The sequence below is a fragment of the Methanobrevibacter cuticularis genome (genome assembly GCF_001639285.1).
Lineage (GTDB): Archaea > Methanobacteriota > Methanobacteria > Methanobacteriales > Methanobacteriaceae > Methanobaculum > Methanobaculum cuticulare.
The window spans coordinates 1-17,077 of sequence record NZ_LWMW01000116.1 but is presented as its reverse complement, the minus strand read 5'-3'; the positions used below and the strand labels follow the sequence as shown (position 1 = coordinate 17,077).

Sequence of the window (17,077 nt, the reverse complement as noted above, 5' to 3'; positions counted from 1 at the left end):
AAAGTATGCTTCTGATATTAATCCCATAGAGCGAGTTTGGTACTCTATAAAAGATAAATTGTCAGTTACATATGTTGAAGATGAAATGTTTTTAATGACGGAATTTTCGCGATATTTCTATATCTACGCCAATTCCAGAACATTAGTAGAAAATTGGCTTGATACATACATTAATTAGAAACTTTATTTTCAGGACTATATAAAAGATTCTATTTAAATATAAAAGCTTCTATTTAAATATAAAAGCTTCAATAAATTAATATTCTAATTAAAAATTAAATGTTTTTCAAAAAAAAATCTAATACAGTTTAGATTTCACACTTTTCTATTACAATAATTATTTTTTCATCCTTATCTTTGGGAATATGGATAACTTCAATTAAATCATCTTTTACTTCTTCAAGGTCAACTTCTACATTAGAGGAAAAAGTATCTTCTGAAATATGTATCATGACTTTTAATCCTTCTTTACCATTGTATTCAGAAGTATCGATGTTTAAAACTTCCCCAGGAGTAAATACCCTATTATAAGAGAGTTCTAAAATATCATAAACTTTAACATTCTTTTTTATGTAATCTATAGCTTCATCACAGTCCAATTCTAATTCTTGCAAATTCATTGTTCCACCTGATTTTTATTCTTCAATAACTATAAGAGTTTCTTTTTCATCAGTTATATGACATATCTCTATTAAATCATCTATAATATTATTTAAATTAACCCTAACAACATCATTAACAATTTCACCATTTAACTGTAGAGAAACTATTATTACTTCTTCTCCAAAATCTTCTTCAGTTTTAACATCTAAAACATCCCCTGGAGCGAAAATTCTGTTATATGATAATTCTAAAACATCCCCTTCTTTTACATTTGATTTAACATAGTCCAAAGCGTTTATTGGGGTCAAAACAATTTCTTCTTTCATGAAATCACCTTTTAATAAATAGGATATAATTAATTTATCTTTATTCAATTAAATTAATAAATTATGTTTAATAATATCAAATAATCTTCAATTATTATTTAAGTCTAATCTGAAACATGCCCAGTTATATTCTAAATTTAATAAATAATAAATTTCTGATTTACTAATATATTTTAATTATATAAATATTATGATGTTTTCACATTATTAAAATTATCTATTAAATTTAGAAAGAATATTGTAGATTTATAATGTTTTAATGATTTTGAAGAGTAATTATAATCTAATAAAAAATAAAAAGAAATTTAAAAATTAAACAAATGAAATTAAGTAAAAAAATAAAAAAAGGAGTGTAAAAAATGAAAAGTTAAATTTAGAGTAAATATCTATTTTTCTCTGCATTTAACCAAAGGTTACCTTTACCATTTCTAGCAATATCACCTAAATATTTAATGTATTTACCAGAAAATGATTTTCCAGAAATTGTCGGATCAGTAATGACTTCTTGATAATCAAACCCTTCAAGAGATCTTGAAAGTTTTCCATTGATTACTATATCACCATTTTGCATCTGACCACCAGGCCATCTGGTAACATCCCCATCGATTTGAATAAGTCCTTTTGTCATATGAATACCTGCAAGAATATCACAATTCCCTTTAACACGTATTTCTCCGCCAGTTAAACATTCCCCTAATTGTTTTCCGGCATTGCCTTCGATAGTGATTATTCCGCCTGTCATTCCTCTCCAATCACCAATATAAGAGGCACCACAGAATTCTTTAACATTACCTTTGATAGTTAATTCTCCACCAGTCATTTCTCGACCAGCATAGCTTTCAGCGTCACCATTGACAAGTAGGCTACCTCCAGACATTTCAGCACCACAGTGAAGATCCACACTACTGTTTGCAACAATTTGACCATTACTCATCTTAGCACCAATGTATTTAACTCTACCAAGATCTCCATTAATAATCATGACAACTTCAGCGGGGGATTCAGCAGTTCCTTCTACTTCTACATCAAAGTAGTTAGAAAGTGGAAATTTGGAATTTCCAATAGGCACCATATAGCTATCAAAATCTGATTTTTCCCATGTAAATATTTCATCGGGAATTAATTCATCAAATTCAAGTGCTATTGGAGAAGTTTCTTTTTGATTAAAAGTTATAGTTTTCACATTAACACCCCTATTTACCTGCTTGGACTGTAAACTCTATTGGATTAGGCACAAAATGATCATGTACTTTGTAATTTTCGAATTTAACAGTGTAATATTTATTAAATACAGGCATTACTTTTTTCATTACATCTTTTTCTTTTTGTTCCATTCCAACTACATTACTCCAAAGAGTTTTACTTGATTTTACTGAAACAACTTCACCATCTTGAACTAATATTTGCCCATCTTTAATTGTAAAAGCTGCATTACCGAATGCTTTTTCAATTGTTTCATATTCATTAGATGGATCAATATCATTAGGATTGATATCATAAACTGCAATGTCAGCTCTAGCTCCAACACCTAAATGGCCCCTATCATCAAAACCATAAGCTTTAGCAGGAGCAGCTCTTGAAATCGTAGCTATTTCATTGAAATCATATTCACGATCAAGTGTAGCTATTGAAGATTTTCTTTGTACGGCTTTATGAACTTCTTCATTCTCAATCATTTCCATCCTACGTTTATTACTCATTAACCAAGAAATAACTCTAGGATATCTTATGAAAGGACCTGCATTAGGACTGTCAGTAGTTAACATTATTTTCCATGGGTCATCAACCATCAAGAACATTTCAAGACCAATAGCCCATTGAACAGAGTGGACACTGTTTCTTCCAGAATAAATAAATGGAACAATACCAGAAGTAGTTTCAAGTTCAATGTCTTTGTTAGCCCATTTAAGACCATTCAATTGATGAAGATCATATTCCATAGGTCCATCAGCAGTCATTGTTGTGGTTTCATCTAAAGTGATTTGACCAACATCACAAGTTACATAATCATTATTATTTATATATTTAGCTACATCTTCAGCACCAGATTCAAAGTCTCTCCAGTTAGTTCCAGCATAGGAGTGATATTGAATATGAGTCATATGTATGGTTTGATTTCTCAATGGTGCATTCTTGGCTATATCATCTACCATTTTCATAGATTCAACAGTAGTTTCAAAGTTGCCAGGATGTCCTAAATCATTTGGATGAAGGTGTATTGAGTGAGGAAGACCTAAATTCTCATTAACTTGAGACAATGCTCTTACAACTTCTCTTGAAGTAACATTCCAATAAGGAGCAGGGTCATCAACACCATGTACATTCATACCCCATCCCCATGCTTCTCCACCACATGGATTAACTATCTTAATACCATATCCTTTAACTAATTTTAACCAATGAGCAACAAATGCTGTTAAATCATCAATTTTTCCATCTCTAGCATATTCTAATGTAAACCAGTTATTACCGAATAATGCTAAAGGAGCTACATCAATATTAGGAATGGCCATTATCTCCTCATGAGTGTGTTTAGCTTCTAATGGAGGCATAGCTGCTTCTACAACTGTACCATATCCCATTCTAGAGTATCTGTAACCAGTTGCGGGACAACTTGGAACAGAAAATCCAGTTTCAGCACGAGTAACATCAGTTTTAGGGACAATTCCTCTTCTTGAATCTTCAGGCCTATATAAACGGCCTACAACTAATTTAGGGCCAGCAATATGAGAATGAGGATCTACACCCGCAGCCATAACTAGCTTATCAGTCGCATCAATTACTTTAGCGTCAGAAGAAACATCATCAACGATTTTTCCATCTTTGAAACATATATCCTTCTTTTCACCATTTATTTTATTAGTAGGATCATAAACAATACCATTTTTTAATATGTATTCCATGAAATCACCTATTTACTAGCCATTTTGGCATCTACGCCTTTAATCTTTTGAACTCTTTTTAAAAGTTCGTTTACAATCCATTCGTCATCCCTACAAGTTTCAGGTTTGTCAATGGCCTTTTTCATGTAAATTGGAACACCATCCATCCTGTAACTAGTTCCTGCAGCTTCTACTCCAATAAAAGAACCTGGAAGCACAATATCAGCTAGTTCTGTAGATGGTCCCCAATGAATATCTATCTGAATTACAGGAATATTAGCTAGATGTCTGTTAGCTCCTCCAGGGAAATGAGCTCCAGGATCAGCAGCTATTACCATAAATACATCAGGTTCTTCTCTTGTTAAAAGATCAATAGTATTAGTTTCACCATTCATGTATCTTGGATATCCCCTTGAAAAATCAACACCATAAGGGAATCCCATTTCATATGCCATGAAAATATTGAATCCATTAACATTGAAATGTCCTCTCATAGGTATTAAATTCCACTTAGCAAACTTATTCAAATCTTGAATCAAACTAATAGCTATATCAATATTTCTTTGTTTAGATAATGTGTGAGTTAATCCTAATCCAAAGAAAAGAGCACCGAATTCAACATTTTTCATTGATTCAACAAGTTCTTCAATATCTTCTTTAGGAATTCCAGATATAATATCTTTTTTAAGTTTTTTACCCCTTAAAACTGCCCTCATAGCATTATAAAATTCGTAATCTCCGTTTTGTTCAAATCCTACCCATATATCAGACATTTTTGCTGTATCTGTATATCTTGGATCCATAGTAACAACTGTTCTATCAAATCTTCCACGTTTTCTGAAGTATCCTCTTGGGAAAGTAGAATATCTTCCTAAGTGTCTTGGGTGAGAATTCATTGCATTGTTTCCAGTGTAAACAACCATATCTGCTCTGTTTTTAACTTCACCTAAAGTCATAACAGGATATCCTGCGTTTTGAACAGCTTGCAATGAAGGTCCGTGACAGATAGTAGCTTGGTTATCTAAAACTGCTCCTACAAGTTCTCCTAATTCGAGACCATATTTCATAGTTTCAATAGAAGTTTCACTCCATCCATAAAATACAGGTCTTACTGCACCTGCAATGAGTTCTGCCGCTTTATCTAATGCAGAATCCCAATCAACTTCAACAAGTTTACCATTATCATCACGAATCATTGGAACCATTAGTCTTTGGTCCATATCTTCCATGACTTTACTTGCACCTAAACGACATGCATGTCTTACACCTACAACATGCCCATCTTTAACTAAGTAGGTTAAATCATCACAATTACAACCACAAAAAGCACAAGTACAATTTTCAACTATGTGATCATAGTCTGTAATTGGTTCTTCATATGCCATATTTAATCTCCATTTATTTTTATTTGGTTTTCCCTACATTAATTCTCTTATCTGTTAATCTGTTAGTAGATTTTTCAGCATCATTATCATATTTCATATAAACTTCAGCCATTAAATCAGCCATCAACAAAGGATCTTTATCAGTTCTTTCAATAGTTGCATCTATTCCTTTGTAAGTAGGATCACAACAGCAGTAAGTCTCTGGACTTACTATAACGTTTGCCCATGGTCCTTTACATATGAAAATTTGCCCTTCATGAGGAGCATCTCTTGAATGTGCAACAAAAACTACAACTTCGCCCCAGTCAGTTTTTACTAAAGCAGTGTCCCAATTTTTAACTCCTAACTTTGCCATATCTCTTGGGTCCATATAAGCAGTACCAGATGCATGACGATATTCATCTTTTAAAGTAGATCCTCGTTTTTTACAAGCACCTTGGTAAATATCCCCACCAGTATTTAACATGACTTCAAGTTTATCTCTTTTAGTTTCCATAGGTTCGTCAAATTTAACGACATTTGGAACACTTGGTTTGTCAACATATGTCATAAGCTAACACTCCTTTTATTCTAAGAATATGGCATCAACTGGACAAAACATTTGACATGTCCCACACTTTTCACATTTTTCTTTGCTGAAAAGTTTAATAACACCATTTTCTACCATCATTATTATTTCTTCTGTTCTAGATCCATGCCCTCCAGATACTTCTGGACTAATTGAAACATTTACAGGGCAGGCTACTACGCAGACACCACACCCTAGGCAGTTATCTTGATTTACATTAAGTTCCATATAATCACCAAATCAATTATTAATTAATCATGAGCTAATAGTACTAAATTAATTATACAACATTATTAATTCATATAACATTAAATTAGCTATCTATTTTTTAAAGCCTCAAATTTATCTACCCAAGATTTGGATTTTGTTGGAGTATAATCCACATCAGTAATTTTAACATCTATAGCATCAGTTGGACATGCTCTTTCGCATGCACCACAATGGATACAATATTGTTCTTCTTTCCCCACATTAGGCACTCTTGTTGCAGGACCTGCAGATTCAGGGAATGATAAAACATCACATGGACATACATCAATACAAGTACCACAAGTAGTACATTTGTCTTGATCAATATTTAAGGTACCTTTAAATTGTTTTTTGACTTTAGCTGCATCAACAGGACAAATTTCTTCACACCAACCACATTTTACACAAGTTTCATCATCAATAAATGAACTTCCGGTGGTTACTGCATCACTCATGTCAATGTCATATTCTCCATAAGAACAACTCCTACAAGCTGCTTTTATAGCATTAACAGGACATGATTTCTTACAAATTAAACAATAGACACATTTATCTTTATTAATCAAAATACTTTCTTCACCAGGAATTCTGTTCACATCTATAGCATCAGTTGGACACATTTCATCACAGATACCACAATGAATACAAGTATCTTCATTTACTTCTATTTCGCCAGTTACCAACTTAGATCTCTCTGGTAATGACCTAGGTATGGTAATAGCCTCTCTAGGACATGCAACTTCACATCTTTGACAGTGAATACAAGTCTCATCATCGATCTCAGCAGATGCAATGTATTTAGGATATGTGTCAATATCAGAAATAGATTTATTATCTATAGTGAAATCTAAAGCATTCACAGGACATATTCCACTACACATACCACAGAGAACACATTTCTCTTCATCGATTTCAAGTTTAGGTATGTCCATTTCATTTCTTACAATGGGTCCAATGTTACCTACTTTAATAGCTTCTACTGGGCAGGTTGATTCACAAATCCCACAACCAATACAAACATGATCTTTGAAAGATAAATTTCTTATTTCTTCTGCTGATCTTTTTATGTCAAAGCCTTTATCTTTAACCTCTTTCGTATTCGCGATCATTTTTTACCTCCAAAATTTTTATAGAATTAGTTGGGCATCCTTCTTTACATAAAAGGCAACCACAACAGCATATGGAGTCAATTTGAGCTTTTAAGGAGTTTAAACTAACTGCTTTCATCAAGCACAAATCTACACACAATCCACAAGCAATACATGAATCTGCAACCTCAGCCTCAAATTCGTTATTTTTACAGATTGAAACAATTTTGCGAGTCTTATCAGTATCTTTAAACAATGACTGTGTCATGATCAAAAAATCTTTAGGACACATACTTGTCACGGTTTTAGCTACATCGATTGAGTTCCATGATAAATTCCTACCATTCAAGTAATGTGAAACGGTTGAACGATCAATTTCCAATTCATCTGCTATCAATTGTTGATTAAAACCTTTTTTTTTCAACTCGATTGCAGCGAGATACTTGAGACCTGAAGCAATATGTTTTGGCATATAATTTCACCATGTGTATTATATACACTTATGATTCTAATTAATATAAAGATAACGGCTAAATAAAAATCGAAAGTTTTATTAATGGTTGTGTAGAATATACACATTAAAGAATTTTTAAATCCCTTCAAACCCATTGAAAAGAAATTTAAGTGGTGATATTTCATTTATTTAGAAAAAAATTAGATAACATTATCCTAATTCAAAAAATAATAAAAATAATAAAATTAAATATAAAAATAGAAGAATGTGAAAATTAAAAATTTACTATGAAAATCCTAAAAATTAGGATGTCCAAAATTAAATTCTTAAGTAGGATATTTAATATTTTTATTAATAATATTTAAACTTACATTCATAATATTTAATATTTTTATTAATAATATTTAATATTTTTATTAATAATATTTAATATTTTTATTAATAATATTTAAACTTACATTCATAATATTTAATATTTTTATTAATAATATTTAAACTTACATTCATAATATTTAATATTTTTATTAATAATATTTAAACTTACATTCATAATATTACAAATAAATGTAAAATTAAAGATTATTGATTATAATAAGGTTCTCTATTATTTATACCATCTAAGAATATTTGTTTTAGTTTCTCTTCTGGAAGTCCTTCTCTAACCATGGTTATTAAATCAACAAGATTATCATTTCTAAGTAAACAAGGTTTAATTTTTCCTTCAGGAGTTATTCTCAGTCTTGTGCAGTTTTCACAAAATTTTGTATTGTCCATTGGGCGTACTATTTCAATTTCCCCATTACCGATGAAATATTTCTTTCTATCTTGCATGAACTCCCTAGTTTTTACTTTTGTAGCTAATTTTTCCAGTTCATTTTCTAATGGATCCAAATCAAAATGATATTCATCATTGAATGCTTTATCCTCACAATTATCAGACTCTATTAACTCTATCAATTGGAGTATTATTCCATTTTTTTTTGAGAAGTTAAACATATCCATTACTTCATTATCATTGATACCTTTCATCAAGACCATGTTAATTTTTACTGGGCTTAATCCTACTTCAACAGCTTTTAATATTCCTGCTTTGGCTTCTTTTAAATAGTTTTTTGTTGTTATTGTTTTGTAAGTTGATGGATTTAAAGTATCAAAACTCACATTTACCCTATTTAGTCCTGCATCGAATAAATCTTGGGCATATTTTTCAAGAAGGATTCCATTGCTTGTTATTGATATATCTTTAAATTTAAGTGAAGATGTTTTTTTGATTATTTCAACTATGTCTTTTCGAATCAATGGTTCTCCTCCAGAAAAGCGTATTTTCTCAACTCCTATAGATTTAGCTATTTTAAGAATTTTAAAAATCTCATCAGGAGTCATTTCTTTATCTGATGGTAACATGCCATCATGATGACAATATAGGCAATTTATATTACATCTATTAGTAATTGAAATTCTAAGTGAAATGATTGGGCGGTTGTATCTATCTTCTACCCTATTTCTCTTTTCTGTCTTATTCATATTTTATCACTAATTCAATTTTTTCTGTTTTCTTTATTTTTTATCATTACTTCGATTTTTTGAAAATCTTTAATTCCATATTCCTCTGTTTTTAGAGAATCTAGCATTCCAATCACAGTATTTTTTATGAAATCATTGACAAAACAGTTTACTCCCACAATTTTTTCATTAATAGAAAGATATACTTCTTTTTCAGTATCATTATTAGTTATTTCATTTTTAATAATAGCTTTTCCAATATCTTTACTATTATCAAGCCCACATTCAGTTGTATAGAGTGTATCCAATATATCATAACTAGATTTTTCAATTTTATCAACAAGGGGAGCTATTTCACTATCAGGAAGTTTAAGAGCATTCACTGTTTCGAGAACAAATTCATCATTTATTTCTGGAGATGTGGATATTTTACAATAGCTATAATCTTTAAATCCTTCAATTACTACGAAATCAGGTTCTTCAATTATTTTTATGAGAAATAATATTCTTTCAAGTGGTAAATTCTTAGATATGTTAAAAAAAGTACTACTACCAATTCCTACTACTATTTCTGAGCCAGCTTGTTTATGTTTCCAAGTATCAGTATCTTTTTTATCCATTTCCATTTTATGATGAGAATGTTTGATACTAGCTACTTTAAATCTCCTATTTTTTAGCTCTTCAATAATCTTTACAGTTAATGAGGTTTTTCCAGTGTTTTTTTTTCCTACTACAGAAATTATCTTAATGGTAGCACATCCCATATTTTTTTTATTATTCTAGATTATCTAGTTATTTAATATTCATTTAAAATTAGTTATATTATTAATTATATTTTTAATGATGATTTGTAATGATAATTTTTCATATTATTATCATTATTAATCTAGATATTATTATTAATTATATAATTATTATTAATTATATATTGATATTAATTAAGAAATTATCATTCATATAATTTAATGATTTAATAATTTTGATAACTATTTATATTATTTATTTTTATGATTTTTATTTTTGATAATTATTAATAATTGCTAATTTTGTCTTTATAATAATTTTTATTATATTTTATTGTTAAGAATAGATATACATCTTATATAACATTATTCTATTTATAAATAACCATGAAATTTAATTTTACTTATTGATTCTACATTATGACAATTTTTAATATGATGAATTAAGTTATAAATTAAAAATAGATTATTAATCAATAATTTCTTTATTATTTAACTAATTAATGAATTTTCATATTCTAATGTTCATACATCAATTATTATAAAATATATTTTATTATTTAAAAAAATAAAAAATTAGAAAAGAAAATAATTATTACTGAAGCTCCTTTCATGTTAAAGGGTGAAAAAATTTAAAGATTAATTGAGCGATTAAAATAAAAATTTATGAAAGAATCTTCAAGCGTGTTTTGTATTATTTTCAATTCTTTTATAAAATAAAATGAAGCGAGATATTATATAAAAGATAATTAAAAGATAATTATCTAATAGAAGTGAACTCTACCTCATTTTTGTTTATTCAAATTTTAGTCTCTTAATCCTTTATCTGGGTACTCAGATAGTGGTGAAAGTACACTGTTATCTTCAATACCATGGACATAACCATAAATAGCTTTGATCCTGTTATTAATAGCATCCCAGAATTGGGCAACAGGTATTTCAGAAGGACAAACATCTTCACATTGTCCACAGTTTGTACAGGAGTCTGCCATGTGTACTGCTCTTCCTAAATGGAACAATGGTGCAGCTGGTATTAAACCTTTGGTTATCCAATCAGGTCCAGATTCTAAAATACAATCGGGACAATAACAGATAGGACATGCTTCACGACAGCCAAAACACTTCATACATCGAGAGAATTCATCGCTAAATTCATTGAAAATAGCTAAAATATCTCCTTCTAAATCTCCATAAGCAGCATCTTTAGCTTTATTAGCCAAATTAACCATGGATTGATTTATTTTTTCTCTGATTTCTATTCCTTTAGGAACAGGTTCTTGTGTTTTAACTACTCCTGCAGAAATAGCTTTATCGAGGATATCCGCACCTTTAGCTGAGAATACTTCAACGAATGTAGCTTTTCCAGCTAAAGGTCCAATAACTCCCCAGTTACCAAGTGCCATATCTGCCATTTGTGGTATGTTTACTTCGCATCTTTGACAGTTTGGTCTTCTACCTAATCCATCTTCTTCAAGAGTATCTATAGGGATTTCTTTTTCATCATTTTCAGTTTCGATGATTAATTTACCTTTAGCTATTTCTTCTTTGACAACTTCATCAGGATCCATTTCATAAACTTGTTCAATCATCATACGAGTTTGAACTGGTGGCATAGTACCTCCACAGTTAACTCCTATCATCAAAAGATTGTCTTCTTGGACTCTTCCTTTTTTAATAAGTTCTCTTAGTGTCATAGCATCACATGGTTTACATGTTACAGCTATTTTTATATCTTTTAATCCATCAAGATATTTTTCCACTACTTTAGATATATTAAGTGTACCACAGTGAAGAGAACCTGCTGATTTTTCAATATCATTAGGATCGTTTATGAGTATAGGAACAGCATCATACAAATCAGCTCCCTTTTCAACAGCTAAAACTGCGTCCACAATTCCATTTTCAAGTATGTATTTCATTAAAGTAGTTACAGCTCCACCATATTCCCCTTTATCAGCAAGATTATCATCAGCAGACCACATATAACACATATCATTAACTTTTACTGACATATAAATCACTCCATTTTCTCCACATCTACTGCACAGACTTTCAGTTCCGCCATTTTAGACTTAGGATCTAATTCTCTGGATGTTGTTAAGAAGTTTGCAGCACACTCAAAAAAGTGCATTGGTATATTAACTTCCCCTTCCATTATGTCAGGAGTCACTCTTGCAGGGATTTCGATTTCTCCCCTTCTAGATCTAACTTTAACTTTTTCTCTATTTATAATGCCTAATTTTTTAGCATCTTTATCATTGATTTCAACATAACCAGTAGGTAATTCTTTATCTAATGTTTTACATCTTCGAGTCATACTTGCATGATAATGGAAAAGAGTCCTAGTGGTAGTTAATACAAGAGGATATTCCTCATCTGGAAGTTCAGAAGGACCAATGTAATCAGCTGGTTCAAATACTCCAAGTCCATCAGGATGAGCAAATGAATCTATATGCATGAGACCTTGACCTGGATGACTTTCATCAGGGCATGGCCAATGAAGTGCTTCAGGCCTTTCCAATCTTTTTCTATCCATACCTCTATATTGAGGAGTTATCTTTCTCATTTCATCAAAGATTTCTTCAGCATTCTTATATGTGAATTGTTCGCTTTCTGCACCCATTCTAACAGCTATTTCTTTCATGATTTCCCAGTCAACTTTAGCTTCTCCTGGTGGATTAACAGCTTTTCTAACAAGTTGAACTCTTCGTTCACCATTTGTGAAAGTTCCTTCTTGTTCACCCCAACCTGCAGCTGGGAAAACAACATCTGCATATCTTGCTGTTTCAGACATGAATATATCTTGAACAACTAAGAACTCTAAATTTTCCATAGCTTCAATAACATGATTTGTATCTGGATCTGAAAGTACTGGGTCTTCACCAGTTATATACATAGCTTTAAGGTTCCCATCAGCCGCTGCATGTATCATCTCAACTACAGTGAGTCCTGGTGCACAGCCATCTAAGGTACAAGTCCAATTTTCTTCAACTACTTTTGTAGCTTGACCACTGACAACTTTTTGATAACCCGGATAATCTGTAGGAAGTGCTCCCATATCACAAGCACCTTGTACATTGTTTTGGCCTCTCAATGGATTAACACCAGATCCAACTTTACCAATGTTACCAGTTAACATAGCTAAATTAGCATTAGCCATAACATTATCTGCACCATGTCTGTGTTCTGTAATACCTAATGAATAAACAATAGCTGCCTTATCAGCTTTTGCATACATTAATGCAGCTTCTTCAATCTTTTTAGGATCAGTTTCAGCTAGTTCTGCTACATAATCTAAATCATATTTAGCTACAGTTTCTTTTAGTCTTTGATAGTTTTTAGTTCTGTTTTTAATGAATTCATCATCTTGTAAATCATTATCTATGATGATTTTCATCATAGCATTTATTAAAGGAACATCTCTACCAGATCTAAATTCAATATACATATCAGCCAATTTAGCTGTTGGAGTATAACGTGGATCAGCCACAATAATTTTTGCACCATTTTTCTTAGCTCTCATTACTCTCCTACCAAAGAGTGGATGAGCTTCCACATTGTTTGAACCTATTATAAATATAACATCAGCACTTTCAATACTAATAAAATCATTGGTCATAGCTCCAGAACCAAAAGTTCTAGCTAAACCTGCAACAGTAGGTCCATGACAAATACGTGCACAATGATCTACATTGTGAGTACCAATAACTTTACGAGCAAATTTTTGAGTTATATAAATATTTTCGTTTGGAGATCTCGCACATGCTAAAAATCCAATATCATCTGGATTATTAGCTTTTATTTCCCCTAATTTTGAAGCAACTAAATCTAATGCTTCATCCCATTCTGCTTCTCTAAATTCACCATTAGTTTCTTTGATTAATGGTTTTGTAAGTCTATCTTCCCTGTGTATAAACTCATGAGCAAACACACCTTTAGGACATAACTTTCCTTCATTAACAGGATGTCTTTTCAGTGGTTCTACACCTACAACCTTCTCATCTACTACTACAAGGTTAAGTCCACATCCAGTTCCACAATATGGACATATTGTAGGAACATACTTCATTTCTACCATATAATATTCTCCTTATACAATTTACTTCAAATATGTAATAATCATCAATGATAGCTTATGATAAATAAATCAGATGAAATAAATCAGATGATTTAAATCAGATGATGAGATAAAAATCAGAATTACTACATTAATGATACTACATTAAATGATGCTTTAAGATACCCTAATAAGTTCATAGAAACAATTTTGTAAAATTTTAGCATTGGTATGCATATTTTTGCCTTTGAATCATGTTCATTTAAACAACTAATAACTGTTCAACCTAATACAACTAATATAATAGTTCAAAATAATTTTTTTTTAAATATTTATTAATATAAATTTTATTTATTAATATAAATTTATCAATTATTTTAAACATTTATTAATATGTAATCAATTATCAAGATGCTATTTAAACAAAAATATTTAAATTTTAATAATAGTTGTTCTATTAAACTCATTAAGCCTATTAATCCTATTCATCTGTAAATATATTATAATATCTATTATAATACATAATATAATTTAATTACAGTTTTATATTTCCTGTCCTCTTAGATAGGTGTACCAATATAATAGTGCTACAAATATGGCGCCTCCAATTATATTACCTATAGTTACAGGAATTAAATTGTTCACAATAGCTTGAGTCCATGTAATATCTCCAAGGAAAATTCCAAGAGGTATAAAGAACATGTTAGCTACACTGTGCTCAAATCCAATAGCTACAAACGCCATTATTGGGAACCAAATTCCGAGTATTTTACCAATTACATCATCAGAAGCTATAGCCAAGTATACTGCTAGACAAACTAGCCAATTACAACCAATACCTCTTAATAATGCTTGATCCCATCCTAATCCTACTTTGGCCGTAGCTACTTTAAGTGCTCCAGCGGCAAATGATGGATCTGCTGTTATAACTCCGGACAAATATGCTAGTACATATGCGACAAATAATGCCCCTATAAAATTAAATATCCAGCTTATAACCCAATTCTTTGATAATCCAGCTAATGAAGCTTTACCAGATAATACTCCCATTGGCATATACATCACATTTCCTGTGAAAAGTTCTGATCCAGCTATTACAACTAACATCAGACCAACGGGGAACACTCCTCCGAAAAATAGTTTAACTAAACCTGGTGGAAATCCTGCTGCAGCCATCCCTCCAGTGACTACTTCTGCAAGTAATCCTCCAAATGCAATATACGCTCCTGCAAGGAAACTTAAAATCATAACATTTCCTAAGGGAGCCTTATTTTTTAGTTCTGCAATACCGACCATAGCTTTAGCGGTATCAGCAGGGCTTTTAAAAGATGAACCCATATATAACAACCTCTCATTTTTTAATACTTTTTTTATATTATATAATACTGCTATGTTACAATCATAGTCAATAGTAATCACAGTATCATATAGAGTATATTTAATAGTATTATAAAAATACTTTGCCATAAAAAAAAAAAGATAATCTTTATATGTAATAGAATACAAATGAATTATTTTACTACAATTATCTATACAAAAAACAATTATTTATTTTAAATTAAATCTCATAAATTTCATTATAAATAAAGATCTAACTTTTTTTGAATAAATTAATTATTATTTCTTTTTAAAAAGACTATTTGGATAGTTTCAACTTTACTTAACTTATAATAAAGAATTCTACGTAATAGAAATATTTTATTAATTATTTAAGATAAATAAACAAAAAAGTAATAATAACATAAGTAATAAATTAATAAAAATAAATAATTTAGAAATCTATTATTAAAATCTATTATTAAATATATTAAAATATAAATTTTAAACTATTATTTTTATAATAAATATAATAAAATAAATTAATAAAAATAAATAATTTAGAAATCTATTATTAAAATCTATTATTAAATATTATTAAAATATAAATTTTAAACTATTATTTTTATAATAAATATAATAAATTATAATTATTATTAATGAGACTGTCAATTTGTTAGTTGATACAATTTTTAAAATTGAATTTTAAGCTTGAATTTACAAATACTTGATTTTTAGAAGAGAAATTTTTCTTACCAACTAACATTTTGACAGTCCATTATTAATTTTAGTATTAAGAATAATAAAATAAGTCAATTCCAATAATATTAGAATTAATAAAAAATAGACAGTGTTTAAATTAATAAAAAAATAGATTTAAAATAAGATAATTAATAAAAAGTAATCATAAGATATTTAGAAGCTATAATAAAATTAATAAAAATCAATCAGCATAAGTAGAAATATTAATTTTCTAAATAATCTAAATAATGAGTACTATTCTTTACCCACTACTTGATCTTGAATTTTTTTATTAGTCTTTTTTGTTTTATCAGATATCACTTGATTTTTTATTTTCTTATCTGTTTTTTCTTGAGATTCTCCTTCAATTTGATTATTTATCTTTTTATCAATTTTTTTAGAAGATTCTCCTTCAATTTGATTATTTATCTTTTTATCAATTTTCTTCCCATCTTTTCCTACAATTTGTTCTTTAATTTCTTTATCAATTTTTTTTACCATAAAAACACCGAAAAATAATTCTTATTATTTAAATCTTTAAATTTAATAATATATAAATATTACTAAATTTAAAAATAAGTAGTAACAATCATATAAAAACTTATAAGTATCTCATAATAATCATTAAATATTGGAAAATTATTGAATCTTGTTAAAATTATTAATAAAAATTGATAATTAGTAATAACTGTTTATAACTACTAGTAAATTATTATGATTATTAATAATTATTAGTAATTATTAGGCGTTATTAGGTATTATTAGGCATTATTGGGCATTATTAGTAATTATTATGATTATTAATAATTATTAGGCATTATTAATAATCAGTAGTTCGTAAAGTGTTTTTGTATTTTTATTTTTTTATGTGTTTTTTGTTTTGTTCTTTTGTTTTGTTCTTTTTTTATCAATTGGTTTCTTATGTTATGTTGGGATTTGTTGTGGTATTTGTTTGGATTTGGTTTTGTTTGTTTGATTTTCAGGGTTTTTTTATGTATATTTTGGATTTTTTCGTGGTGTTGTTCTTTTTTAGATTGTTATTTTGTTGGTGAATCCTAGTTTTTCTTCGGTTGTTCGGTTGATTTGTTTTAGCATGTTTTTGAATGTCCAAGTTACTTTTTGGCGTCCGCCTTGTCGTGGTGTGCTGAGTTGTGTCCATTG

16 protein-coding genes are annotated in these 17,077 nt (G+C 29.5%); all 16 read right to left on the bottom strand.

Annotated elements, in window-relative coordinates; genetic code table 11:
- Positions 1-308 precede the first annotated feature (308 nt).
- Positions 309-620, bottom strand: a complete 312-nt coding sequence (locus MBCUT_RS07230; RefSeq protein WP_067260017.1) for a DUF2097 domain-containing protein — start codon at positions 618-620, stop codon at positions 309-311.
- 15 nt (positions 621-635) lie between these two features.
- The gene (locus MBCUT_RS07225) at positions 636-929 is read right to left on the bottom strand and encodes a DUF2097 domain-containing protein (RefSeq protein ID WP_067260016.1); all 294 of its coding nucleotides are present in this window, start codon (positions 927-929) and stop codon (positions 636-638) included.
- A gap of 373 nt (positions 930-1,302) precedes the next feature.
- The gene (locus MBCUT_RS07220) at positions 1,303-2,112 is read right to left on the bottom strand and encodes a formylmethanofuran dehydrogenase subunit C (RefSeq protein WP_067260015.1); all 810 of its coding nucleotides are present in this window, start codon (positions 2,110-2,112) and stop codon (positions 1,303-1,305) included.
- Positions 2,113-2,122: 10 nt separating this feature from the next.
- Positions 2,123-3,832 (bottom strand): formylmethanofuran dehydrogenase subunit A, encoded by a 1,710-nt coding sequence (locus MBCUT_RS07215; RefSeq protein WP_067260014.1) that lies wholly within the window; start codon positions 3,830-3,832, stop codon positions 2,123-2,125.
- Between the two features lie 8 nt (positions 3,833-3,840).
- Complete coding sequence (locus MBCUT_RS07210; protein WP_067260013.1) at positions 3,841-5,196, bottom strand: formylmethanofuran dehydrogenase subunit B; 1,356 nt, start codon at positions 5,194-5,196, stop codon at positions 3,841-3,843.
- A 19-nt stretch (positions 5,197-5,215) separates the two neighbouring features.
- Complete coding sequence (locus MBCUT_RS07205) at positions 5,216-5,746, bottom strand: molybdopterin dinucleotide binding domain-containing protein (protein WP_067260012.1); 531 nt, start codon at positions 5,744-5,746, stop codon at positions 5,216-5,218.
- Between the two features lie 15 nt (positions 5,747-5,761).
- A complete protein-coding gene (locus MBCUT_RS07200) occupies positions 5,762-5,992 on the bottom strand; it encodes a 4Fe-4S binding protein (protein WP_067260011.1) in 231 nt (76 codons plus the stop codon).
- A gap of 89 nt (positions 5,993-6,081) precedes the next feature.
- Positions 6,082-7,122, bottom strand: coding sequence for a tungsten-dependent formylmethanofuran dehydrogenase subunit FwdF (fwdF, locus tag MBCUT_RS07195; RefSeq protein WP_067260010.1), 1,041 nt, complete (start codon positions 7,120-7,122; stop codon positions 6,082-6,084).
- The gene (locus MBCUT_RS07190; protein ID WP_067260009.1) at positions 7,097-7,573 is read right to left on the bottom strand and encodes a DUF362 domain-containing protein; all 477 of its coding nucleotides are present in this window, start codon (positions 7,571-7,573) and stop codon (positions 7,097-7,099) included. The genes fwdF and MBCUT_RS07190 overlap by 26 nt, the downstream gene beginning before the upstream one ends.
- Before the next feature lie 561 nt (positions 7,574-8,134).
- On the bottom strand, positions 8,135-9,079 hold the full coding sequence (gene moaA / locus MBCUT_RS07185) for a GTP 3',8-cyclase MoaA (protein WP_067260008.1): 945 nt from the start codon (positions 9,077-9,079) through the stop codon (positions 8,135-8,137).
- Between the two features lie 14 nt (positions 9,080-9,093).
- On the bottom strand, positions 9,094-9,822 hold the full coding sequence (gene mobB / locus MBCUT_RS07180) for a molybdopterin-guanine dinucleotide biosynthesis protein B (RefSeq protein ID WP_245634968.1): 729 nt from the start codon (positions 9,820-9,822) through the stop codon (positions 9,094-9,096).
- A gap of 785 nt (positions 9,823-10,607) precedes the next feature.
- Positions 10,608-11,813 carry a Coenzyme F420 hydrogenase/dehydrogenase, beta subunit C-terminal domain gene (locus tag MBCUT_RS07175; RefSeq protein WP_067260007.1) on the bottom strand — a complete coding sequence of 402 codons (1,206 nt, stop codon included), beginning with the start codon at positions 11,811-11,813 and terminating at the stop codon, positions 10,608-10,610.
- Between the two features lie 5 nt (positions 11,814-11,818).
- The gene (gene fdhF, locus MBCUT_RS07170) at positions 11,819-13,879 is read right to left on the bottom strand and encodes a formate dehydrogenase subunit alpha (RefSeq protein ID WP_067260006.1); all 2,061 of its coding nucleotides are present in this window, start codon (positions 13,877-13,879) and stop codon (positions 11,819-11,821) included.
- 522 nt (positions 13,880-14,401) lie between these two features.
- Positions 14,402-15,196 carry a formate/nitrite transporter family protein gene (locus MBCUT_RS07165; protein WP_211263790.1) on the bottom strand — a complete coding sequence of 265 codons (795 nt, stop codon included), beginning with the start codon at positions 15,194-15,196 and terminating at the stop codon, positions 14,402-14,404.
- Positions 15,197-16,171: 975 nt separating this feature from the next.
- The gene (locus MBCUT_RS07160) at positions 16,172-16,417 is read right to left on the bottom strand and encodes a hypothetical protein (RefSeq protein WP_067260005.1); all 246 of its coding nucleotides are present in this window, start codon (positions 16,415-16,417) and stop codon (positions 16,172-16,174) included.
- 478 nt (positions 16,418-16,895) lie between these two features.
- A partial coding sequence (locus MBCUT_RS11355; RefSeq protein WP_211263789.1) for a hypothetical protein occupies positions 16,896-17,077 on the bottom strand: 182 nt, incomplete at its 5' end.

Excerpts from the sequence above, each read along its gene's own strand:
- MBCUT_RS07230 (WP_067260017.1), bottom strand. The coding sequence starts at position 620 with ATGAATTTGCAAGAATTAGAATTGGACTGTGATGAAGCTATAGATTAC.
- MBCUT_RS07225 (WP_067260016.1), bottom strand. The coding sequence starts at position 929 with ATGAAAGAAGAAATTGTTTTGACCCCAATAAACGCTTTGGACTATGTT.
- MBCUT_RS07215 (WP_067260014.1), bottom strand. The coding sequence starts at position 3,832 with ATGGAATACATATTAAAAAATGGTATTGTTTATGATCCTACTAATAAA.
- MBCUT_RS07210 (WP_067260013.1), bottom strand. The coding sequence starts at position 5,196 with ATGGCATATGAAGAACCAATTACAGACTATGATCACATAGTTGAAAAT.
- MBCUT_RS07205 (WP_067260012.1), bottom strand. The coding sequence starts at position 5,746 with ATGACATATGTTGACAAACCAAGTGTTCCAAATGTCGTTAAATTTGAC.
- MBCUT_RS07200 (WP_067260011.1), bottom strand. The coding sequence starts at position 5,992 with ATGGAACTTAATGTAAATCAAGATAACTGCCTAGGGTGTGGTGTCTGC.
- fwdF (WP_067260010.1), bottom strand. The coding sequence starts at position 7,122 with ATGATCGCGAATACGAAAGAGGTTAAAGATAAAGGCTTTGACATAAAA.
- MBCUT_RS07190 (WP_067260009.1), bottom strand. The coding sequence starts at position 7,573 with ATGCCAAAACATATTGCTTCAGGTCTCAAGTATCTCGCTGCAATCGAG.
- moaA (WP_067260008.1), bottom strand. The coding sequence starts at position 9,079 with ATGAATAAGACAGAAAAGAGAAATAGGGTAGAAGATAGATACAACCGC.
- mobB (WP_245634968.1), bottom strand. The coding sequence starts at position 9,822 with ATGGGATGTGCTACCATTAAGATAATTTCTGTAGTAGGAAAAAAAAAC.
- MBCUT_RS07175 (WP_067260007.1), bottom strand. The coding sequence starts at position 11,813 with ATGTCAGTAAAAGTTAATGATATGTGTTATATGTGGTCTGCTGATGAT.
- fdhF (WP_067260006.1), bottom strand. The coding sequence starts at position 13,879 with ATGGTAGAAATGAAGTATGTTCCTACAATATGTCCATATTGTGGAACT.
- MBCUT_RS07165 (WP_211263790.1), bottom strand. The coding sequence starts at position 15,196 with ATGGGTTCATCTTTTAAAAGCCCTGCTGATACCGCTAAAGCTATGGTC.
- MBCUT_RS07160 (WP_067260005.1), bottom strand. The coding sequence starts at position 16,417 with ATGGTAAAAAAAATTGATAAAGAAATTAAAGAACAAATTGTAGGAAAA.